We start from the raw sequence: 17,084 nt of genomic DNA on the forward strand, positions 1-17,084 counted from the left end.
CATCGATCGCTCCTAAGCTCGGAAGTCCCGGGGCGATCTTATGACAATCATGCTACGATTGTGTCACAAAGTGCGCACGCGGGAGGCGGTTTCGCGCCTCCTTCAGCGCGGTGCGAGGCGCAGTCGGCCCCTCGATTCAGGGGAATCGAGGGGCCGACGCCCTGCTGTGCGTCGATCGGATCATCCGCTCCACTGCCGGTGTGGCAGAGGGTGCCCAAAGCGCCCACTCACAGGCGCGCGTCGCAGGCGCCGCGCTTCACAGGCGCCGCGCGTCGCAGGCGCCGCGCTTCACAGGCTCCGCGCGTCGCAGGCGCCGCGCGACGCCACCGACACCCCCGCCGCGTTCGCGGTGCAGGCGTTGCTGTACGTCCGCCCGTCGCAGCCGCAGACCGGGGCGTACACATGGAGGCAGGCCTGCGGGGTGGGCTCGCACGTGCCCATCTGATCGCCCGCGCCGCACTGGGTCTCCGGGCTGTAGTCGCAGAAGAACCCGCGCTCGCACGCGAGGCCGGCGATGCCGCCGCACGCCTGCTCCTCGGGAGCCCCGCACGCGCCGAGCGACGCCACCGACACGCCCGCCGCGTTCGCCGCGCACTCGTTGCCGTACGTCTTGCCGTCGCAGCCGCAGACAGGGTCGTACTCCTTCGTGCACATCTTCGGGAGGGGCGTGCAGGCGCCCCACTGATCGCCCGCGCCACACATGGCATCGATCTCGTAATCACAGAAGAAGCCGGGCTTGCAGGTGAGGCCGAGCAGGCCGCCGCAGAGGGCCACCGAGATGGTGCCGCCTGCCCTCGCCTCCTGCGCCTCGGAGGCGATCGGCTCGACGGCCTCGTCGGCCACCTCCACCTGACAGCCCGCGGCGAACGGGGCCATCGAGAGCGCGAGCCAGAGCGCGGAGGCGAATCGATGATTGTTGATACGACGCTGAACGTTCATGATGTCTCTCCATGGGGCCGCGCCGTTTCCGGCGAGGCGGTTGCAATGCACGAGCACCTCCCTCCGCGGCGGCGACATCCGCAGCGTCGAAGCGAAGGATCGACGCGTTGCTCGACGCGGCGATCGCCGTGTCGAGGAGGCCTCGGCGACGCGCCATCGGGGGTCCGTCGCCGTGTTGCGGAGGCGTGGTTCCCTTGGCAGGAGTCGGGCCACGCGGCTTTTGCGGGGTTCACGCCTTTCCGCGGTCCCCGGGCGGTCCGGATCGGGCAGGGGCTTGCTCAAATGGGCCAGAGCTTGCGCAACTTGCGCGACAGCGCCCCGCAGGGGACTCCGGCCCGCGGTTCTTGGTAGGGAGCGCGGATGCACCGCCGCCTTCGCCCCGCCGCCTCCTGCGCCGCCCTCACCGCGCTCCTCAGCAGTTGCAGCGCCACGCCCGACGCCGCCTCCCCTGACCAGGCCCCCGCGCACGGGCAGCACGGCGCCGGTCCAGCCGGTCATGCCGGCGCTCACGGCGGGCACGCCGGCCGCCTCCGCGGGCACTTGTCATCGATCGCGACATCGCCGCCCACGTGCTGGCTGAGCACGGGTGTCCCGACGAGGACTGAACCAACGCTGCGACCGAGCTGGCCACGCGTTACACACGCCACTTCCGGTCGTGGTCGTCGTCGGTCCCCTCATCGGTATCACTGGAACCGGTCAGCTATTGGATAAGTCATCATCGGCGACCCGCCTCCTCCGTATCTCAACGGTTTGGCAGCCTGGAGCCGACACGAAAAATCACCTATCGATTTTGGCGATCGAGCATTGCGTAGAATTGCTCGGCAGCGGGACTGGTAGTTGCATCGCCGCACTCAGAACCACGCAACGTCAACATCGGCGATTCGCCAACGCCTTGGCGTTGATGGCCTTCGTGAACGGCGATCATCAGCCTGACGACGTGCGACGTCGCGGCAAGTGAGAGCGGTTCCAAGAACCCATGCCCGACGACCGTGCCCGCGTGTTCGGCGACGAGATAGATGCCGCCGCAGCGATCGTCGAGCTCGACGATCTTCTTTCGAAGGTCGTCGTCGACGATTTCGTCGGGCATCGAGGCGAGCTTCCCCGGAACGCTCGCGATCGCGCGCTCGGCTGCCGCGAGCAGCGGCGCGTCCTCCGGCCGTGCTTCTCGGATCAAAGGCACATCGAACCCCATGACGTTCTCTTATCACTCGACGGGGCCGGTCGCAGACGCCGTCACGCGGAGAGCTCGTCCGCTCGCAGCACATCGCGAGGTCAGGAGCCCGTCGCTAGAATGCCGAAGCCATGCCCTTGCGCCAGCAGACACCGCCCGGCGGAGACCGGCGCGCCGCCGTCCCCGGCGCGCCCGGTCGGCTCGCCTGCCTGAGGTCCCCGTGATCCGGGCCGCTCGCCCCGAGGAGGCTGAGCTCCTCGGCGCGCTCGCCCTCCGTTCCAAGGCGCACTGGGGCTACACGCGCGAGTTCATGGAGGCGTGCCGCGCGGAGCTCTCGATCTCGCCGGCGTACGTGGCGCGGCATCCGACCTTCGTCCTGGTGCGCGGAGACGAGGCGCTCGGGTTCTACACGCTCGAGGCCCTGAGCTCGACCCGGGTGGAGCTCGGCCACCTCTTCGTCGAGCCGGAGGAGATCGGGCGCGGTCATGGCCGCGCGCTCCTGGCGCACGCGCGCGACGAAGCGCGGCGACGCGGGTACCGCGTCCTCGTGGTCCAGGGCGATCCGAACGCCGGGCGGTTCTACGAGGCCTGCGGCGCGCGGCGCGTGGGCGAGAAGGGCTCTGCCAGCATCCCTGGCCGGCTGCTCCCGCTCTTCGAGCTCGACCTGTCGCGCTGACGCGCCGCCGCTCGCGCTGGCCGAGCCTCCACGATATCGGCAACGTGAATCGATCTCCGGATCCTGTTCGTCCTCGATGGCGTGTCGTACTGAATGTTCGGTCGGCCCGGGGCTTGGTCTCCGTGAAATTCGGGGCAAAGCACCGGATCGCGACGGTTCGCCGCCGCGTGTCCGCAAGCGCGCAGGAGCCCGCGCGGCCGCCTCTCCTCACGTCGGCCCGGCGGGGCTCGCCCCGGCTCCCCCTCGCCCCCTCGCCTCGACTCCCCCTCGCCTCGGGTCACGTGCGCGTGATGGAGAGGCCGCCGTCGACCAGCGCGGCCGTCCCGGTGACGAAGGAGGCGTCGTCCGAGGCGAAGTAGAGCACGGAGCGGGCCACCTCCTCCGGGGTCGCGACGCGCTTGAGGGCGTGGAGGCTCGTGACGAACGCCTGCGACTCCTTCGTGCTGTTCGCCTCGTGGTACATCGCGGTGTCGACGGCGCCCGGTAGGATCGCGTTGACCCGCACGCCTTGCGGCCCGAACTCGGCGGCGAGGGCCTGCGTCAAGCCGATCAGGCCGGACTTGCTCGCGGCGTACGCGGCGGTGCCCGGGAACGCGACGGTGTAGCCGACGAAGGTCGAGGTGAAGATGACCGACCCTCCGCCGTGCTTGAGCATCGCGGGGATCTGGTGCTTGGCGCCGAGGAACGCGCCGGTGAGGTTCACGGCGAGGGTGTCGCGAAAGCCGGCCTCGGAGACCCCGGTGCTGGGGCCACCCTCGCCCAGGACGCCCGCGTTGTTGAAGGCGATATCGAGCTTGCCGAACTTCTCTGTCGCCCGCGCCACGAGGGCCTTGGCGTAATCTTCCGAGCGCACGTCGCCGGCCAGCGCGGTGGCGCGCCCGCCGCTCTTCTCGATCTCGCTCACCAGGCGTGCGAGCTCGCTCTCGCGCCGCGCCCCGAGGATGACCTTCGCCCCCTCGGCGGCGAAGAGCTTGGCGGTGGCCTCGCCGATACCAGCGCTCGCGCCCGTGATGATAGCCACCTTGTCTTGCAAACGTCCCATGATCCTTCTCTCCTGTCCGGCGCGCGGCGTCCCAGGGGCCGAGTGACAGACGGTCAGCGTTGCTGCTCGAAAGAGGGGAGAGGGCGCCGCCACCAGCCAGCGCGTCAGCCCCTCTGACAGGCGAGAGGGTAGAGCGCGGCGCGCGTTCGCAGTAGGCTCCCGTCGGTGGAACTGGATTTCGGAAACGCCGAACGATGAAGCTGGAGGGCATCGCGACGTTCGTGGCCGTCGCCGAGGCGCGATCGCTCAGCGAGGCGGCGCGGCGCCTGCGCCTGTCGAAGTCCGTCGTCAGCGAGCGCCTGGCCGAGCTCGAGAAGAGCGCGGGCGCGAGCCTCATCCACCGCACCACGCGCAAGCTGTCGCTCACGGAAGATGGGGCGGCGTTCCTGGAGCGGGCGGTCCGGATCGTCCACGAGGTAGAGGACGCGACCGCCGATCTCGCCGCGCGGCGCGGCACCCTGGCGGGCCCCCTCCGGCTGTCGGCGCCGGTGACCTTCGGGCGCATGCACCTCGGCCCGGCGCTCTACCCCTTCCTTTTGCAGCACCCGAGGATCGAGCTGACGCTCGATCTGGATGACCGCCGCGTGGACGCTGCCGCCGCCGGCCACGACGCGGTGGTGCGGCACGGGCCCATCGTCGACTCGCGCCTCGTGGTCTGGCGCCTTGCGCCGAGCCAGCGCGTCCTCGTCGCTTCGCCGGATTACCTGGCGCGCCACGGCGCGCCGGCGTCCATCGCCGAGCTGGAGGAGCATCGGGGCATCTTCTACACGAACCGCGGCATCGCCGACTGGCGCTTCCCGGGGCCGGACGGCGCCGTGCTCGTGCGGGCGCGCGTCGGCCTCCGCGTCAACAACGGCGACATGATGCGGGACGCCGCCGTCGCCGGCGTCGGCGTCGCTCTTCTACCGATGTTCATCGTGGGCGCGGCGCTCAGGGCAGGTGAGCTGCGCGTCATCGACGTCGGCGCCCAGCCCGAGCCCGAGTTCATCTTCATCGCGCACACGGAGGGGCGGCGCCCCTCGGCCAAGCTCCGCGCGCTCGCCGACCATCTCGTCACCGCCTTCGGGAAGCCGCCGTACTGGGATGAAGACGTGGGAGGGAACAAGGGCTCCTCCGCGAAGCGGAAATGAACCCGCGCAACCAGGGTGTCCAGATCGGCAAAGCCGACTACATGGCCCACATCGGCTACGCGCTGCGCGGCACCCCGCCCGCCGAGGGAAGCGGACGGCAGTAACCATCAACGGTCGCCCCTCCGGCGGACGCACGAGGAGGCGCCCCCCTGCGCCACCGGCGCGATACCGAGGGTCGCCGCGGCGCGATCACCCTGAACATCGCCGCGGTGCTGTGCGGCGAGAAGGCTCCCGACGACGCGCTGGCCCGCGACCTGCGTGGCTGGTCCCGAGCGAGCTCAGAACCCTTTTTTCCTGAGGATGAACTGGCCACCGTCGCCCGGGGGATCGTAGGTCTCTCCGGCGAAGTCGAAGCCCGTGTCAAAGGCCCCGCTGACCCATACGCCGCCCTTCGCGTCGACCGCGATGTGCGTCAGCCCGTTCGGAATGCCGCTCGCGAACTCGACGCTCTCACCCCTGTCGCCGTTCGCTTCGAAGCGTGTGAGGCACCCCCCTTGGGGCGTCTGTTCGTTGGCGAGATCACCATAACGACAAGCCACATAGCTCTGGCCTCCGCTGCCCAGCGCCAGGGCCTTTCCGAAATGATCCGGCGCCCCGAGCGCGCTCGCCCAGCGCACCGCTCCAGCGTCCAGAAAATCATAGAGGACCGAACCTGTGACCTCCTCCTCGAAGCTCACTGCATGATCGAGGAACGTCGACGGAGAGGTCTGTGTGGCCAGGAGCATCAGCCGTCCGGAGCTCGTGGACTTCAAGTCATGCACATAGTCGAAGGACGCGCCCCCGAAGCGCTGCGCGCGCAGGGGAGCACCGCGCTCCGGATCGAGCCAGGCGAGCCAGCCATTGTAAACCACGGGGTCATCCTGTCCCCCAGCCTTCGTGAGCACGGCCTCGCCTACCGTGAGGACTCCAGTGAAGACGCCGCCGACGAGGACCTCACCGCTTCCAGTGAAGGCCAGCGCGGTCGCGTAGGCTTGACTCCTGTCGTGCTCGAACGTCTCGCTCCAGATCTGCTCGAGCGTCGAGCCGGAGAATTTCTGGATCAGGGGCTTTTGAACGGTGGCGTCGTCGTTATACACCCCGAGCCCGACGACAATATCACCCGCAGCGTCGACGGCCATCGCGCTCAGGGGCGTGCCTCCTTCGAGGGGTACCCCGACCGCGTTCGAGATCGAGAAATCGGGGGCCACTTTGACCAGGTAGTACCCGTACTCGACCGCCTTCAGCGTGAACTCACCGAAGGTCATATCCGCATAGAGCTGACCGATGAGGAGGATCGACCCTTCGGGATCGACGGCCAATAGCTCGGGCTCGGCCGCGCCGGTGAGCGAAAGCACGTTCAGGACCTCTCCCTTCGTCGAATATTCAGCCAAGAAGGGCTCATCCACCGCGTCCGGGAGGAGCTCCGCCGGGGCCCGCGCTCCCACGGTCACGACGGAGCCATTCGGCATAGCTGCGAGCGGTTGACCAAACCCGAAGGCAGGACGCCGTGGAAAGCTCAGCAGGAACTCTTCGCCGCTATCACCGGGTTCACCCTCCGCGCCGCCGGTACCGCCACCGCTGCTGCTCCCTCCGCCTGATGAACTACCGCCGCTCGATGCACCACCGGACGCCGCGCCACCGCCCGCGCCTGCTCCCGACGAGCGCTCCTCGTTCATCGCGGGGCCGCCCACGGTCGTTCCGCAGGCGAGGAGCGCGAGGGAGAGTGAGCCTGCCAGAAATGGGGCCGCGAGGCGCGGCGTCAGGCTCGGCCTCTGTCGTGCTTTGACACACCCTGGCACATGGAGAAGGCCGCTACTTCCTCCGCTCGGGCCAGGGAACGGCGCGATCGCTGAGTTTTTTTCAGGACTTCGAAGGATTGAGTTGGAAAGCATGTCTCGGTGCGGAGCAGAATTCGTGCCGCCATTGCGCGCCGGGCGCGTTCCCGTCTTCGAATGTCCGCTCACGGGCGCGGACCACGACGGAGAGCCAGCATGGTGCAGAACTACGACATGACGGTATTCAATAATCGGTGTGCTCGAAGAGGCCCGCTTCCATGCCGACCGTGAAGCATTCCAGCCAGACGTCGAAGCTCGGGAAGAGAATGCAGCGAAGCTCGTCGTCGCGAGACCACCGCGAGAGCTGACCTCCCTCGCCGCCGTACGCGCCCGTGGGATCGAGCGCGATGAAGCGCTGACTCGAGTCGGTGAGGAGCGGGCGCCAAGACGCGTGACCTGCGGCGCGGGTCTCACCCCCTGAGGGTCGCGCCGTGGAGTTGCGCCGCGAGATCGGCGTACTTCATCCGGAACCGCCCGCAGCCCTCCGGCAGCGGCGCGCGGGGCGGGTTGCCCTGGCAGCTGTCCGACCCCGCGGGGTTGCGCAGGATGACCGAGGCGGGCGCCCCGTCGGCCCCGCGCTCTATCTTCTCGGCCGCGACCCAGTGGTAGCCGGCTTCCCATTTCAGGAGAACAGGCACCTTCTCGCCGCGCCCCATGGCCCGGCGACGTCGGCGGCGACGGACGCGCCGCTGCGCAGGAGAGACGAGACGCTCGTGTAGCTGCCGCCCATGATGTCCTGGAACAGGCTCGTGAAATTGCCGAGCGGGACGCGGGAGTCGCCCCCCAGGGGCACGTCGACCGTCGCCCGGCGCGTCGAGGCGCTCGAGCTAGCCCTGGGGCGGCCGCTCGTGCATCGCGGCAACACGGGTGTACAGGTCGACGCCGAGGCGCTCGGGCTGGTGGGGCTGGGAGAGGACCTCGAGCTGGGCCTCGAGGCGCTGCGGCGCGACGCCCGTGACGCGACGGTGGCGGGCATCGTGCGGGTGTCGGTGAGCGAGGGCTTCGTGCGGCCGACGACGCGAATCCTGGCCCGCCTCCGCTTGCAAAAACGAGAAACGCGGGCCGCGGCTCGGCCTGTTCGTTTTTCATGGCTGGAAACCAGCTTGTCAGGAGCGCGCATTGACGATCGCTGGCGCCAACACGATAGTGGCGACATGAAGTTCAGACGCGGGATGAATGCGCTGTGCGCCGCATCGATAACGACAGGCACGCTCTTCGGATGCGTGGGCGACCAGCCTGGCGAGGACGACCAGACTGGGAGCTGCGCCGGGCTCGCGGAGACGCGGTTCACGGCGGCTCGGATCGGCTTGCCCACGGGCGGTGCAAAGATCGTATCCGCGGTGGAGGTCCCAGCGCGCACCGACGGGCAGGTCACGAAGCCGGAGCATTGCCTGGTCTCGGCGGAGGTGCTCCCCGTCGATCCGAAGGCGCCGTCGATCCTCCTGGCGGTAGCCCTGCCGACCCGGTGGAACGAGAAGGCGGTGTGGCTCGGCGGCGGCGGCTTCGACGGCGTCATCGCCGACGTGACGGGCAACTCGCTCAACACGCTCGCGCCGACGCCGCTCGCGCGCGGGTACGCCGTGTTCGCGAGCGATGGTGGACACCAATCGACGGCCGCCTCGCCCGGCGCGGACGCCTCTGCGCTCGCGAACGAGGAGGCCTATCGCAACTGGCTCTCCGACGCCCCCAAGAAGGCGCGCGACGTGGCGGGCCAGATCATCCGGGCGTATTACGGGGTCGACGCGGCGCGCTTCTACGCGGTGGGGAGCTCGACGGGCGGGCGCGAAGCGCTGTTCGCGACGGCGCGCTCCCCGGCCGACTGGGATGGCGCGCTCGTGTTGTACCCGGCGCGCAACGTGGTGAGCTTGACGCTCGGCCTCACCGCGACGCTGCAGGCGCTGTCGGCTCCAGGGGCGTTCCCGAGCGCGGCGAAGCGCAGCCTCGTATGGGACGCGGTGCTGGCTGAATGCGATGCTCTCGACGGTCTGGCCGACGGCGTGGTCGGCGACGTGGCGAGCTGCAACGGGCGATTCGACGTGACGGCGCTACGTTGTATGGGTGGTGAGGACACCGGCGACGCGTGCCTGTCTGACGCGCAGATCCACGCCTTGGAGGCCATCAACACGCCCGTACGGCTGGCGTCGCCGCTCGCCAACGGTGACACCGAGTTTGCTGGCTTCAACGTGTACTCGGCTGCACAGGGCGTCGGGACCGATTCGCCGCTGGAGCCTCACGTGCAGTCCGTCGACCTCGGCTCGCGCGCGCCGACCTTTCCTGTCGACCCGCTCACCAGCTCGTTCGCGGCGGCCCTCGTCGACGGCTTCATGCGCCACGTCGTCGTCAGGGATCCGTCATTCGACTATCGGACCTTCGACGTGCGGACGTTCGGCCCCCACGCTACGCGCGTACAGGAGCTGTCTGCGCTCGACGTGGGCGACGCCGACATGGGCGGCTTCGCCGCGCGGGGCGGAAAGCTCCTGTTGCTCCATGGCACGGGCGACATGCTGACGAGCCCGCGGACGACGGAGCGCTACGCGGACGGGTTGCAGGCGTCGCTCGGCGCGACGGCCGCCGGCGCGATGCTGCGCTACTACGAGGTCCCTGGGTTCCAGCACTCCGTGAGCACCGGCTTCCAGGTGTCCTGGGATGGCCTCAGCGCGCTCGAGAGGTGGGTCGAGGCCGGCGAGGACCCTGGTGACGCCGAGGTCGTCACGGACCTGGCGGGCGTGCCGGGGCGCACGCGACCGCTCTGCAGGTATCCAACCTTCGCGAGGTATCGCGGGACGGGAGATCCGGACGACGCCGCGTCGTTCGAGTGCGCGGCGCCCTGACGCGGCCGCGGGCGTCGCCAGCGTGACCACGGCGGCCCACTCCTGAGAAGTATGTCGACAGATTCTGCTCGAGCTGCGGCTCGAACCTCGGCGGGCTCGACGTTCGGCCCAAGCTTGCTCACCCCTCCGGTGCCACCGGCAGCCCGAGCAGCCGACCGAGCGCCTCGTGAACGACCCGGGCAGCCACCTCATCCCCGAGGGCGACGGCGCGGCTCAGGGAGCTGGCGAGCGAGGCGACGACGGCCGCCCGAGGCGACGGATCGACCATCGCGAACTCCCCGGGCCCAACCGCCGAGCCGTGGGCCCGCGCCGCTCGCGCCGGCCGCCGGCGCCGCCCCGCCCCACCGCCTTGGGGGTGAGTCGGCTCGCGACGGAGCTCGCGCTCGATCTCCTCTTGCACGACGCCGACTCGCGCGTTAAATACTGAACCACATGGTTCAGTATTCGAGTGCCCGCCTCGATGCATCCTTCGCCGCGCTTTCCGACGCGACCCGGCGCGGCGTTCTGGAGCAGCTCGGACGAGCCGACGCTTCGATCACGGACCTCGCCGAGACGTTTCACATGACCCTCACGGGCATGAAGAAGCACGTCGGCGTCCTCGAGCGGGCTGGGCTCGTCACCACCGAGAAGGTCGGCCGCGTGCGTACCTGCAAGCTCGGCCCGCGCCAGCTCGACGAAGAGACGGCGTGGATCGAGAGGTACCGCCAGCTCTGGGCCGCACGCTTCGACGAGCTGGACAAGGTCATCGAGGAGCTGAAACGAAAGGAGAACGTCGATGGACGCAAGTAAAGAGAGTGAGCCCAAATTGACGAGTAATCGCACGACGGTGGAACCGAAGTCCGATCGCGAGATCGTCGTCACACGGACCTTCGATGCCCCGGCGCGCATCGTGTTCCAGGCGTGGACCACGCCGGAGCTGTTCAGGCGGTGGTGGATACCGAAGTCGATGCCCGTGCCTCTACTTTCCTACGAAGCGGATATTCGCGCCGGCGGCAGCTACCGCCTGGTCTTTGGTCACGATGCCGCGCAGTCGATGGCGTTCTTCGGCACGTACCTCGAAGTGACACCGCATTCGCGCATCGTGTGGACGAACGACGAAGCGGGCGACGATGGCGCCGTCACGACCGTGACCCTCGAGGAAAAAGGCGGCAAGACGCTGCAGGTGCTGCACGAGCTCTATCGATCGAAGCAAGCGCGCGACGCCGCCCTGGCCTCGGGCGCGTACAGCGGGATGGGCGAGACGTTCGAGCAGCTCGATGAGCTCCTCGTCACGCTTGGTACGACGGCGCGATCGTCCTGAAGCCATCGCGCGGGAGGGGCGCCGGGGAGCGCGACGAGCGCGATCCTCCTTCTCGGCGCTACGCATTCACGCGGGCGGCGCGAGGCGCACGAGGGCCGCCGCCTCGGCACGCGCGCGAAGAGGGCGCGGAGCTCGGGCGGGATTCTCTGCAAATCAAGCTCTTACCCCGAACATCGCCGCGGCGCTGCGCGGCGAGAAGGCTCCCGACGACGCGCTGGCCCGCGAGCTGGGCGCGATGGGGCTCCTCTGAGTCAGCGCGCGCGCCGGTAGTGCATCGCCACCGCGCCGCAGCGGAGCGGCTTGGCCGAGACCAGCTCGAGCCGCCGCGCGGCGGGCAGCCCGCTCTGGTACAGGGTCGGGCCGTGGCCGGCGATCCTGGGGTGGACGAGGAACTTGTACTCATCGATGAGATCCAGCCGATCCAGCTCGGTCGCGAGCTTGCCGCTGCCGAGGAGCACGCCGGCCGGGGTCGCGTCCTTGAGCTTCTGCACGCCCATGCGCAGATCGCCGGCGATGTGGTGGCTGTTGATCCACGGGAAGTCCTTGCGCGTGGACGACACCACGTACTTCGGCTTGGTCTCCAGCTTGACCGCCCACTCGCGTAGCGCCGGAGGCGCCTCCTCGTCGCCGCGGGCGACCGCCGGCCAGTAGCTCTCCATCATCTCGTAGGTGACGCGGCCCCACAGCATCGCGCCGCTCTCGTCCATGAGGCGGGTGAAGAAGGCGTGCGTCTCGTCGTCGGTGATCCCCTCCTGGTGGTCGACGCAGCCGTCCAGGGTGACGTTGATGGCGAAGGTCAGCAGTCCCATGCGGCGAGTCTCCTTCGGAACGAGGCATCGGTCAATGTTCCGGTATTGCAATGCGCACCGCGAGGCTCTTGGCCTTGTCATCTCGCAAGACCCTCGAGTCCGTGGTGTCGCTAAGTCCTGGGTCGAAAGAGCGTGGTCCGGGCGGCGCCGAGCGAGCTGCTCCACGCCGCCCCAGCGGCTCAGCGTCGAGACGACGCGTGACGCACGCGCGGTGCAGCGTCGCGAGCGCTCCCTGCGCGAGCGCGACCCGCACGAAGCTCGAGATCGTGTCGGGCGGATTCACCGCCTCTTCGACGGCGCCGGATCGAGCTCCGGATAGTGCCGGAAGATGCCGTCTTCGTTGAAGGGTATCCGCCGATCCGAGGCCAGGTAGGCCGCGATCCTCGGGCGCTCGGCCATGCGGTCGTGCAGGGCGACGAGCCCGGGGATCCTGGGCGCGAAGGCGGCCATGGCGTGCGGGAACGCGTAGCGGAGGCCCGCGATCACCTGGAACAACGAGAGATCCACGTAGGACATCGCGCCTCCCAGGACGTGAAGGCCGCCATGGCGCTCGAGGACGCGCTCGAAATAGCCGAGGAACTTGGGCATGCGCTCGGCGAGGAAGGCCTGGCTGCGGCGGAGGGCCTCGGGCTTCTGGTCCTCGTAATAGAGCTCGACAGAGATGGGGTGGTGCGTGTCGTGCACCTCGGCGACCAGATCGGTGATGGTGAGCTGGAGCTGATGGGCGCCGAGCCTGCTCGCCTCGTCGTCCGGCGCGAGGCCGAGGCGCGGGCCGAGGTAGAAGAGGATGTTGGCCACCTGGGCGATCACGAGATCGCCGGAGCGAAGGAACGGCGGCGCGAAGGGCTCGAGCGCGAGCGCGTGGCTCTTCATGAGCTTCTGCATGGCGGCGACGCCGCCGTGCTTCGCCGCGGGCAGCCGGGCGACATCGACATAAGGAGCGCCGGCGTCCTCGAGCGCGAGGCGCACGAATTCGCCGCGGCCCTGAATGCCAGGCCAGTAGTACAGCTCGTACGTTGGCGCGTTCATGATGGATAACTCGCGCCGGCACGGGCCGTGGTCAATGGGCGCGCCGCCGAGCGGTCCGCCGGGCCCCGCGCGGGCACGCGAGCCGGTGCCCCCTGCGCCGCGCCGCCGAAGGAGAGATCCATGGCCGAACGTCTGGCGAGTCGATCGATGTCCTTCAGCGCAAGGGCGGTGGCTCCGAGCGAACCTCGTTCGCGCCACGACCCTCCATGACGGTGAACGCCCCCTTGGCCTCGTCCCATTCGAAGAGCTCGGCCTGACGGACGTCATAGAACCAGCCGTGAAGCTCGATTTCACCGCTCGCGAGCCGGTCGCGCACCAGCGGAAACCGCCGGAGGTTGTCGAGCTGGCGCACGATCACGGCGCGCGCCGCCTCATCGACGTCGGCGTACCCCGACAGATCGCCCGACGCCTCCGGGATCTCCGCGAGCCAGCGCCTGAGCGTCGGCAGCTCGTCGGGCACCTCTCCGCTCTTCGCGGCCTTCACGGCGCCGCAGGACGAGTGCCCGCAGATCACGATATTGCGCACGCCCAGCACGCCGACCGCATATTCGACCGCCGCTCCCTCGCCCGGCCGCGTCGACTCGCCCGGGGGCGGCACCATCGCGCCGAGGGCGCGCACGATGAACAGATCGCCCGGGTGCGTGCCCGTGAGCATCGATGGCGTGATCCTGCTGTCGACGCACGTCACGAAGAGCGTATGAGGGTGCTGCCCGTCGGCGAGCTGGTCGAAGAGCGGCGTGTAGTGCTCGCGCACCTCGATCCGGAACCGCTCGAGGTTCGCGACCACCTGCGCGCGCATCTCGAACGCGCGCGCTCGCCCGAGGATCGCGTCGACGTCGCGGTCCGTGATGGCCAGGCGTCCGTCGAGGATCTTCCTGCGATCGGCCGCGAGCAGCTTGTCTCGGCAGGCCGGGGAGGCGCCGAGCACGACGACGCGGACGCCGCGATCGAAGAGCTCGGTCACGAGAGCGAGGAAGCGCTCGCAGCCGGTCAGGTCCATCACGAGCACGCCGCGGATATCGAGGATCACGCCCGCCGTCGGGTCGAGCGCGGCCAGGCGCCGGCGCGTCTTTTCGAGCTCCAGCACCACGAGGAACGTGATGGGGCCGCTGAAGTTGACCTGGTGCGGGGCGCCCGCGCTGCCCTGGTGGACCGCTGCGCGGAAGCGAGCGATTCGCCACAAGGCCAGCGCCAGCGTCGCTAGGAGCCCGGCCTCGATCCCGCGCAAGAGGCCGCCGAAGATCATCACGAGCGCGGTCGCCACGAGCACCACCGCCCCGGAGCGCGAGACGCGATAGACCGCGACGAGCGGCCGGAAGTCGAGGAGCGGCGCGGCGATCGCGATGACGACGCCGGCCAGCGCGGCGAGCGGAATGGAGCGATCGACCAGCAGGACGACCGCGACCAGCGCCGCCCCGAAGACGGCATGAAAGAGCGCGGCGGCGCGGTGGACGCCGCCCGCGGCGCGCAGCACGGACGAGCGGGCGATGGACCCGACCGCCGGGACGCTGCCGAGCAGCGACAGGACGATGTTCGCGAGCCCGTAGCCGATCATCTCCTGATCGAGGTCGGGCCGCGCGCCGGGCACGCGCTCCTCTTCGGCGCTCGCCGAGAGCAGCGTCTCCATCGAGGCGAGCGCGAAGAGGACGAGCGCGGCCCGACCGAACTGCGCCACGCCGTGCGCGGGCTCGCTGGGCCACGGGCCGAGCGGCAGCGCGAACGGCATATCGGACAGCGTGGGGAGATCCAGGTGCGCTCGTCGTGTGACCCAGGTGCACGCCGCGATCGCGAGCAGCGCGACCGGGGCGCGCCGCGCGTAGCGGGCTCCCAGCCACGTGGCCGCGCCCGCGAGCATGGCTATCGCGAGCGCCGGGGCGCGCGCACCGCCGAGGTGGGCGCCGATGTGGTCGAGCGCGCGCAGCGGGTCGAGGTCCGCGGGCGCCGCGAGCCCGAGCGCGTCGGGCAGGCTCTGGATGACGAGCAGCGCGCCGAGGCCGAGCACGAAGCCGTGCACGACGGAGAGGGGCACGAGGCGAGCGAAGCGGCCGACCCCGAGCACCCCGACGACGAGCTGAAAGAGGCCGCACATCGCGCCCGCGAGCGCGAGGGGCGCCGCCCCGTAGTCGCGGGCGACGTCGACGAGCGCGAAGCCCATCGCGAGGCCTGGCCCGGCGAGGCCGAGCGTCGTGCCGCCGAAGAGCGCGACCACGGCGCTGCCGATGACGGCGCAGGTCAGCGCGGCCGCAGGGGGGAGCCCGGCGTGGTGCGCGGCGAGCAGCGCGAGCGCGAACGAGGGGCCGAGGGCCGCGGCGCCCGCGAGGACGTCGCTCCACCGCGTCGCGCGGCGAGACGCCTCGCGCCATGCCGGGAGGAGCGCGCGCAGGCCGAGATCCGGCCGCGGCATCAGCAACGGCCTCGGCCGATCGCCCATGGCTCGCAGGATGCCCGGAAGGATGCGCCGGGTGGAAGATCGAAATGCGCTCGCGGCGTCTCCGATCGTGCGCGGGAGACGCACGTCCGCGCCGCGGCGATCTCGCTCAGGATCACGGGGCGCTGTTCGAGGCCGTCAGGGATCGAACCGGGTCAAACCCCCTTCCTCCGAGCGGGGCGGCCGTCGCGGCGGAGGCGGCGATGAGCGTCCGTTCGTTGAACAGGCGAGATCGCGGGCGGCGCGCAGGACATCGGCATCGGCGCGGAGCGCTCCGTCTGGGTCGTGGGCAACGACGGCACGCTCTTCTGGTGGAACGGCCGGGGCTGGGATCGGCGAGGCGGCCGGCTCGCGCAGGTGAGCGTCGACGAGGGCGGCAATCCTTGGAGCTCCTGCGCGGAGGGCCACGTCCCGCGGCGTAGACAGGCCATGACGAGCTTCAGATACGTTTGAACTTTCTGCTCCTGATGCAGAAGGTCTCCGGGGTTGCGGCCGGGGACGCCGAGCTTTTTTGTCGAAGAATTTTTGACCCGTTCGACCCACCGCTGCCCACCGGGAAGAACGCTGGCGACGTGGGGCCTCCGACGTCGTCCCGTGCGGGTTCGATGGCTTCTGGCGGTCGGGAAAAAAAGGGGCGAGACATGATGGCTTATCGGCGGATGGTGGTGGCGGTGTCGGCGTGCGTGACCCTCGTGGCGGCGACCGCGTGTGCAGGAGGGGCCAGCGACGCTGGTGACGCTGTCTCCCACGGCGCCGGGACGGCGAGCGGCGGCACCGGGACGGCGAGCGGCGGCACCGGGACGGCGAGCGGCGGCACCGGGACGGCGAGCGGCGGCGACTTCGGGCAAGATCCTCCTTTCGGCGAGATCGGGGGTAGCTCGGGCGGTAACCCGAGCTCGGGCGACGACGCGTGCGGCAGCGAGCTCATCGCAATCGCCCGCGACTTCAAGGACACGCACCCTGATTTCGAGGCGGGCCGGTTCGGGAGCGACCGGGGCCTCGTGGAGGCTCAGCTCGGCGCGGACGGCAAGCCGGTGTATGCGGGCGGCAGCGAGGGCACGCGGACCACGACCGGCAAGGAGGCCTTCGATCAGTGGTTCCGCGACGTGCCCGACGTGAACACCGCCGTCCAGATATCGATCGCGCTCGCCGACAGCGGGAATGGCACGTCCACGTACGACAGCACCGACTTCTTCCCGATCGACGACATGGGGTTTGGCAACGAGGACCGGAGCCACAACTACCACTTCACGCTCGAGCTCCGCACCAAGTTTGAATACGAGGGCGGCGAGGTGTTCACCTTCTCGGGCGACGACGACCTATTCACCTTCATCAACGGCCACCTCGCGATCGATCTGGGCGGTGTTCACAGGCCGGAGAGCGCGACCATCGACCTCGACGCGCGCGCTGAGGAGTTCGGCATCACGCCGGGCAACAGCTACACGCTCGACTTCTTCTTCGCCGAGCGCCACACGACCGAGTCGAACTTCCGCATCGACACGTCGATCGGTTGCTTCACCCCGGTCGTCAACTGAGCTCGGTCGCCCGCTGACTCTTTCTCCTCGACGCGCCGCGCCTCGCCTACGCCTGCCGGATCAGCTTGTCGATCTCCGGCGGGATGCAGCCGTAGCCTTCGGAGGCGGCGAGCAAGGCGGCGTTGTGAGGCAGCCCGAGCAGGAAGCTCCGCGAATAAGGGGTGCCCTCGAGGCTCTTGAGGCGGCGGAGCAACGGGGCGATCCCGCGGGCCATGGCGTCGCGGGCGCCGCGGAGGTCGCCGATGTCGACGTGCGCGCCGTGGAGGGCGAGGTAGATGGGGGCCTCGTTGAGCAGGCCGCCGCAGTGAGCGCAACGGAGGACGTCGATCGCGAACGTACAGTCGAGGCGCCAAGGACGCCAAGAGGAGCGACTTTCACGT

Annotated in this window: 17 protein-coding genes; 6 read left to right on the forward strand and 11 right to left on the reverse strand. The window is 69.8% G+C overall.

Going from position 1 to position 17,084, the window contains the following annotated elements; genetic code table 11:
* Positions 1-288: 288 nt before the first annotated feature.
* The gene (locus tag WMF46_RS48695) at positions 289-939 is read right to left on the reverse strand and encodes a Kazal-type serine protease inhibitor family protein (protein WP_437983492.1); all 651 of its coding nucleotides are present in this window, start codon (positions 937-939) and stop codon (positions 289-291) included.
* A gap of 781 nt (positions 940-1,720) precedes the next feature.
* Positions 1,721-2,131 carry an N-acetyltransferase family protein gene (locus WMF46_RS48700; RefSeq protein WP_437983493.1) on the reverse strand — a complete coding sequence of 137 codons (411 nt, stop codon included), beginning with the start codon at positions 2,129-2,131 and terminating at the stop codon, positions 1,721-1,723.
* A gap of 199 nt (positions 2,132-2,330) precedes the next feature.
* Between WMF46_RS48700 and WMF46_RS48705 the strand changes: the two genes are divergently transcribed.
* Complete coding sequence (locus WMF46_RS48705; RefSeq protein WP_437983494.1) at positions 2,331-2,786, forward strand: GNAT family N-acetyltransferase; 456 nt, start codon at positions 2,331-2,333, stop codon at positions 2,784-2,786.
* A 277-nt stretch (positions 2,787-3,063) separates the two neighbouring features.
* Here WMF46_RS48705 and WMF46_RS48710 read toward each other — a convergent pair whose 3' ends face one another.
* On the reverse strand, positions 3,064-3,828 hold the full coding sequence (locus tag WMF46_RS48710; RefSeq protein WP_437983495.1) for an SDR family oxidoreductase: 765 nt from the start codon (positions 3,826-3,828) through the stop codon (positions 3,064-3,066).
* A 194-nt stretch (positions 3,829-4,022) separates the two neighbouring features.
* Between WMF46_RS48710 and WMF46_RS48715 the strand changes: the two genes are divergently transcribed.
* Positions 4,023-4,958 carry a LysR family transcriptional regulator gene (locus WMF46_RS48715; protein WP_437983496.1) on the forward strand — a complete coding sequence of 312 codons (936 nt, stop codon included), beginning with the start codon at positions 4,023-4,025 and terminating at the stop codon, positions 4,956-4,958.
* Between the two features lie 278 nt (positions 4,959-5,236).
* Here the strand turns inward: WMF46_RS48715 and WMF46_RS48720 are convergent, their stop codons facing one another.
* From WMF46_RS48720 to WMF46_RS48730, 3 genes are all read right to left on the reverse strand, one after another.
* Positions 5,237-6,328 (reverse strand): hypothetical protein, encoded by a 1,092-nt coding sequence (locus WMF46_RS48720; protein WP_437983497.1) that lies wholly within the window; start codon positions 6,326-6,328, stop codon positions 5,237-5,239.
* Positions 6,329-7,182: 854 nt separating this feature from the next.
* The gene (locus WMF46_RS48725; protein ID WP_437983498.1) at positions 7,183-7,410 is read right to left on the reverse strand and encodes a hypothetical protein; all 228 of its coding nucleotides are present in this window, start codon (positions 7,408-7,410) and stop codon (positions 7,183-7,185) included.
* Positions 7,395-7,637: a hypothetical protein gene (locus WMF46_RS48730; protein ID WP_437983499.1), complete on the reverse strand. Its 243-nt coding sequence runs from the start codon at positions 7,635-7,637 to the stop codon at positions 7,395-7,397. The genes WMF46_RS48725 and WMF46_RS48730 overlap by 16 nt, the downstream gene beginning before the upstream one ends.
* 289 nt (positions 7,638-7,926) lie before the next feature.
* Between WMF46_RS48730 and WMF46_RS48735 the strand changes: the two genes are divergently transcribed.
* Entirely contained in the window at positions 7,927-9,603 is a 1,677-nt protein-coding gene (locus tag WMF46_RS48735) for a tannase/feruloyl esterase family alpha/beta hydrolase (RefSeq protein ID WP_437983500.1), read from the forward strand.
* A gap of 118 nt (positions 9,604-9,721) precedes the next feature.
* Here the strand turns inward: WMF46_RS48735 and WMF46_RS48740 are convergent, their stop codons facing one another.
* Positions 9,722-9,871 (reverse strand): hypothetical protein, encoded by a 150-nt coding sequence (locus tag WMF46_RS48740; RefSeq protein WP_437983501.1) that lies wholly within the window; start codon positions 9,869-9,871, stop codon positions 9,722-9,724.
* A 164-nt stretch (positions 9,872-10,035) separates the two neighbouring features.
* Between WMF46_RS48740 and WMF46_RS48745 the strand changes: the two genes are divergently transcribed.
* Together WMF46_RS48745 and WMF46_RS48750 are read left to right on the forward strand one after the other, a co-directional pair.
* Positions 10,036-10,392, forward strand: a complete 357-nt coding sequence (locus tag WMF46_RS48745) for an ArsR/SmtB family transcription factor (protein WP_437983502.1) — start codon at positions 10,036-10,038, stop codon at positions 10,390-10,392.
* Complete coding sequence (locus WMF46_RS48750; protein WP_437983503.1) at positions 10,379-10,903, forward strand: SRPBCC family protein; 525 nt, start codon at positions 10,379-10,381, stop codon at positions 10,901-10,903. Before WMF46_RS48745 ends, WMF46_RS48750 begins: the two co-directional genes overlap by 14 nt.
* 251 nt (positions 10,904-11,154) lie before the next feature.
* On the opposite strand, the gene WMF46_RS48755 is transcribed toward WMF46_RS48750, so the two are convergent.
* The 3 genes from WMF46_RS48755 to WMF46_RS48765 form a co-directional block, all read right to left on the reverse strand.
* On the reverse strand, positions 11,155-11,712 hold the full coding sequence (locus WMF46_RS48755; protein ID WP_437983504.1) for a dihydrofolate reductase family protein: 558 nt from the start codon (positions 11,710-11,712) through the stop codon (positions 11,155-11,157).
* 279 nt (positions 11,713-11,991) lie between these two features.
* The gene (locus WMF46_RS48760) at positions 11,992-12,741 is read right to left on the reverse strand and encodes a glutathione S-transferase (protein ID WP_437983505.1); all 750 of its coding nucleotides are present in this window, start codon (positions 12,739-12,741) and stop codon (positions 11,992-11,994) included.
* Positions 12,742-12,895: 154 nt separating this feature from the next.
* Entirely contained in the window at positions 12,896-15,145 is a 2,250-nt protein-coding gene (locus tag WMF46_RS48765) for a bifunctional SulP family inorganic anion transporter/carbonic anhydrase (RefSeq protein WP_437983506.1), read from the reverse strand.
* A 665-nt stretch (positions 15,146-15,810) separates the two neighbouring features.
* Between WMF46_RS48765 and WMF46_RS48770 the strand changes: the two genes are divergently transcribed.
* A complete protein-coding gene (locus WMF46_RS48770) occupies positions 15,811-16,704 on the forward strand; it encodes a fibro-slime domain-containing protein (protein ID WP_437983507.1) in 894 nt (297 codons plus the stop codon).
* Between the two features lie 46 nt (positions 16,705-16,750).
* On the opposite strand, the gene WMF46_RS48775 is transcribed toward WMF46_RS48770, so the two are convergent.
* Positions 16,751-16,918, reverse strand: a complete 168-nt coding sequence (locus tag WMF46_RS48775) for a hypothetical protein (RefSeq protein WP_437983508.1) — start codon at positions 16,916-16,918, stop codon at positions 16,751-16,753.
* Positions 16,919-17,084: the final 166 nt, after the last annotated feature.

The sequence above is a fragment of the Sorangium sp. So ce117 genome (assembly GCF_051524395.1).
GTDB classification, from domain to species: Bacteria; Myxococcota_A; Polyangia; order Polyangiales; family Polyangiaceae; genus Sorangium; species Sorangium cellulosum_B.

What these genes read in the sequence shown, in the direction of transcription:
- WMF46_RS48695 (WP_437983492.1), bottom strand. Translation starts at nt 939, where the DNA reads ATGAACGTTCAGCGTCGTATCAACAATCATCGATTCGCCTCCGCGCTC.
- WMF46_RS48700 (WP_437983493.1), bottom strand. Translation starts at nt 2,131, where the DNA reads ATGGGGTTCGATGTGCCTTTGATCCGAGAAGCACGGCCGGAGGACGCG.
- WMF46_RS48710 (WP_437983495.1), bottom strand. Translation starts at nt 3,828, where the DNA reads ATGGGACGTTTGCAAGACAAGGTGGCTATCATCACGGGCGCGAGCGCT.
- WMF46_RS48715 (WP_437983496.1), top strand. Translation starts at nt 4,023, where the DNA reads ATGAAGCTGGAGGGCATCGCGACGTTCGTGGCCGTCGCCGAGGCGCGA.
- WMF46_RS48735 (WP_437983500.1), top strand. Translation starts at nt 7,927, where the DNA reads ATGAAGTTCAGACGCGGGATGAATGCGCTGTGCGCCGCATCGATAACG.
- WMF46_RS48740 (WP_437983501.1), bottom strand. Translation starts at nt 9,871, where the DNA reads ATGGTCGATCCGTCGCCTCGGGCGGCCGTCGTCGCCTCGCTCGCCAGC.
- WMF46_RS48745 (WP_437983502.1), top strand. Translation starts at nt 10,036, where the DNA reads ATGGTTCAGTATTCGAGTGCCCGCCTCGATGCATCCTTCGCCGCGCTT.
- WMF46_RS48750 (WP_437983503.1), top strand. Translation starts at nt 10,379, where the DNA reads ATGGACGCAAGTAAAGAGAGTGAGCCCAAATTGACGAGTAATCGCACG.
- WMF46_RS48755 (WP_437983504.1), bottom strand. Translation starts at nt 11,712, where the DNA reads ATGGGACTGCTGACCTTCGCCATCAACGTCACCCTGGACGGCTGCGTC.
- WMF46_RS48760 (WP_437983505.1), bottom strand. Translation starts at nt 12,741, where the DNA reads ATGAACGCGCCAACGTACGAGCTGTACTACTGGCCTGGCATTCAGGGC.
- WMF46_RS48765 (WP_437983506.1), bottom strand. Translation starts at nt 15,145, where the DNA reads ATGCCGCGGCCGGATCTCGGCCTGCGCGCGCTCCTCCCGGCATGGCGC.
- WMF46_RS48770 (WP_437983507.1), top strand. Translation starts at nt 15,811, where the DNA reads ATGATGGCTTATCGGCGGATGGTGGTGGCGGTGTCGGCGTGCGTGACC.
- WMF46_RS48775 (WP_437983508.1), bottom strand. Translation starts at nt 16,918, where the DNA reads ATGGCCCGCGGGATCGCCCCGTTGCTCCGCCGCCTCAAGAGCCTCGAG.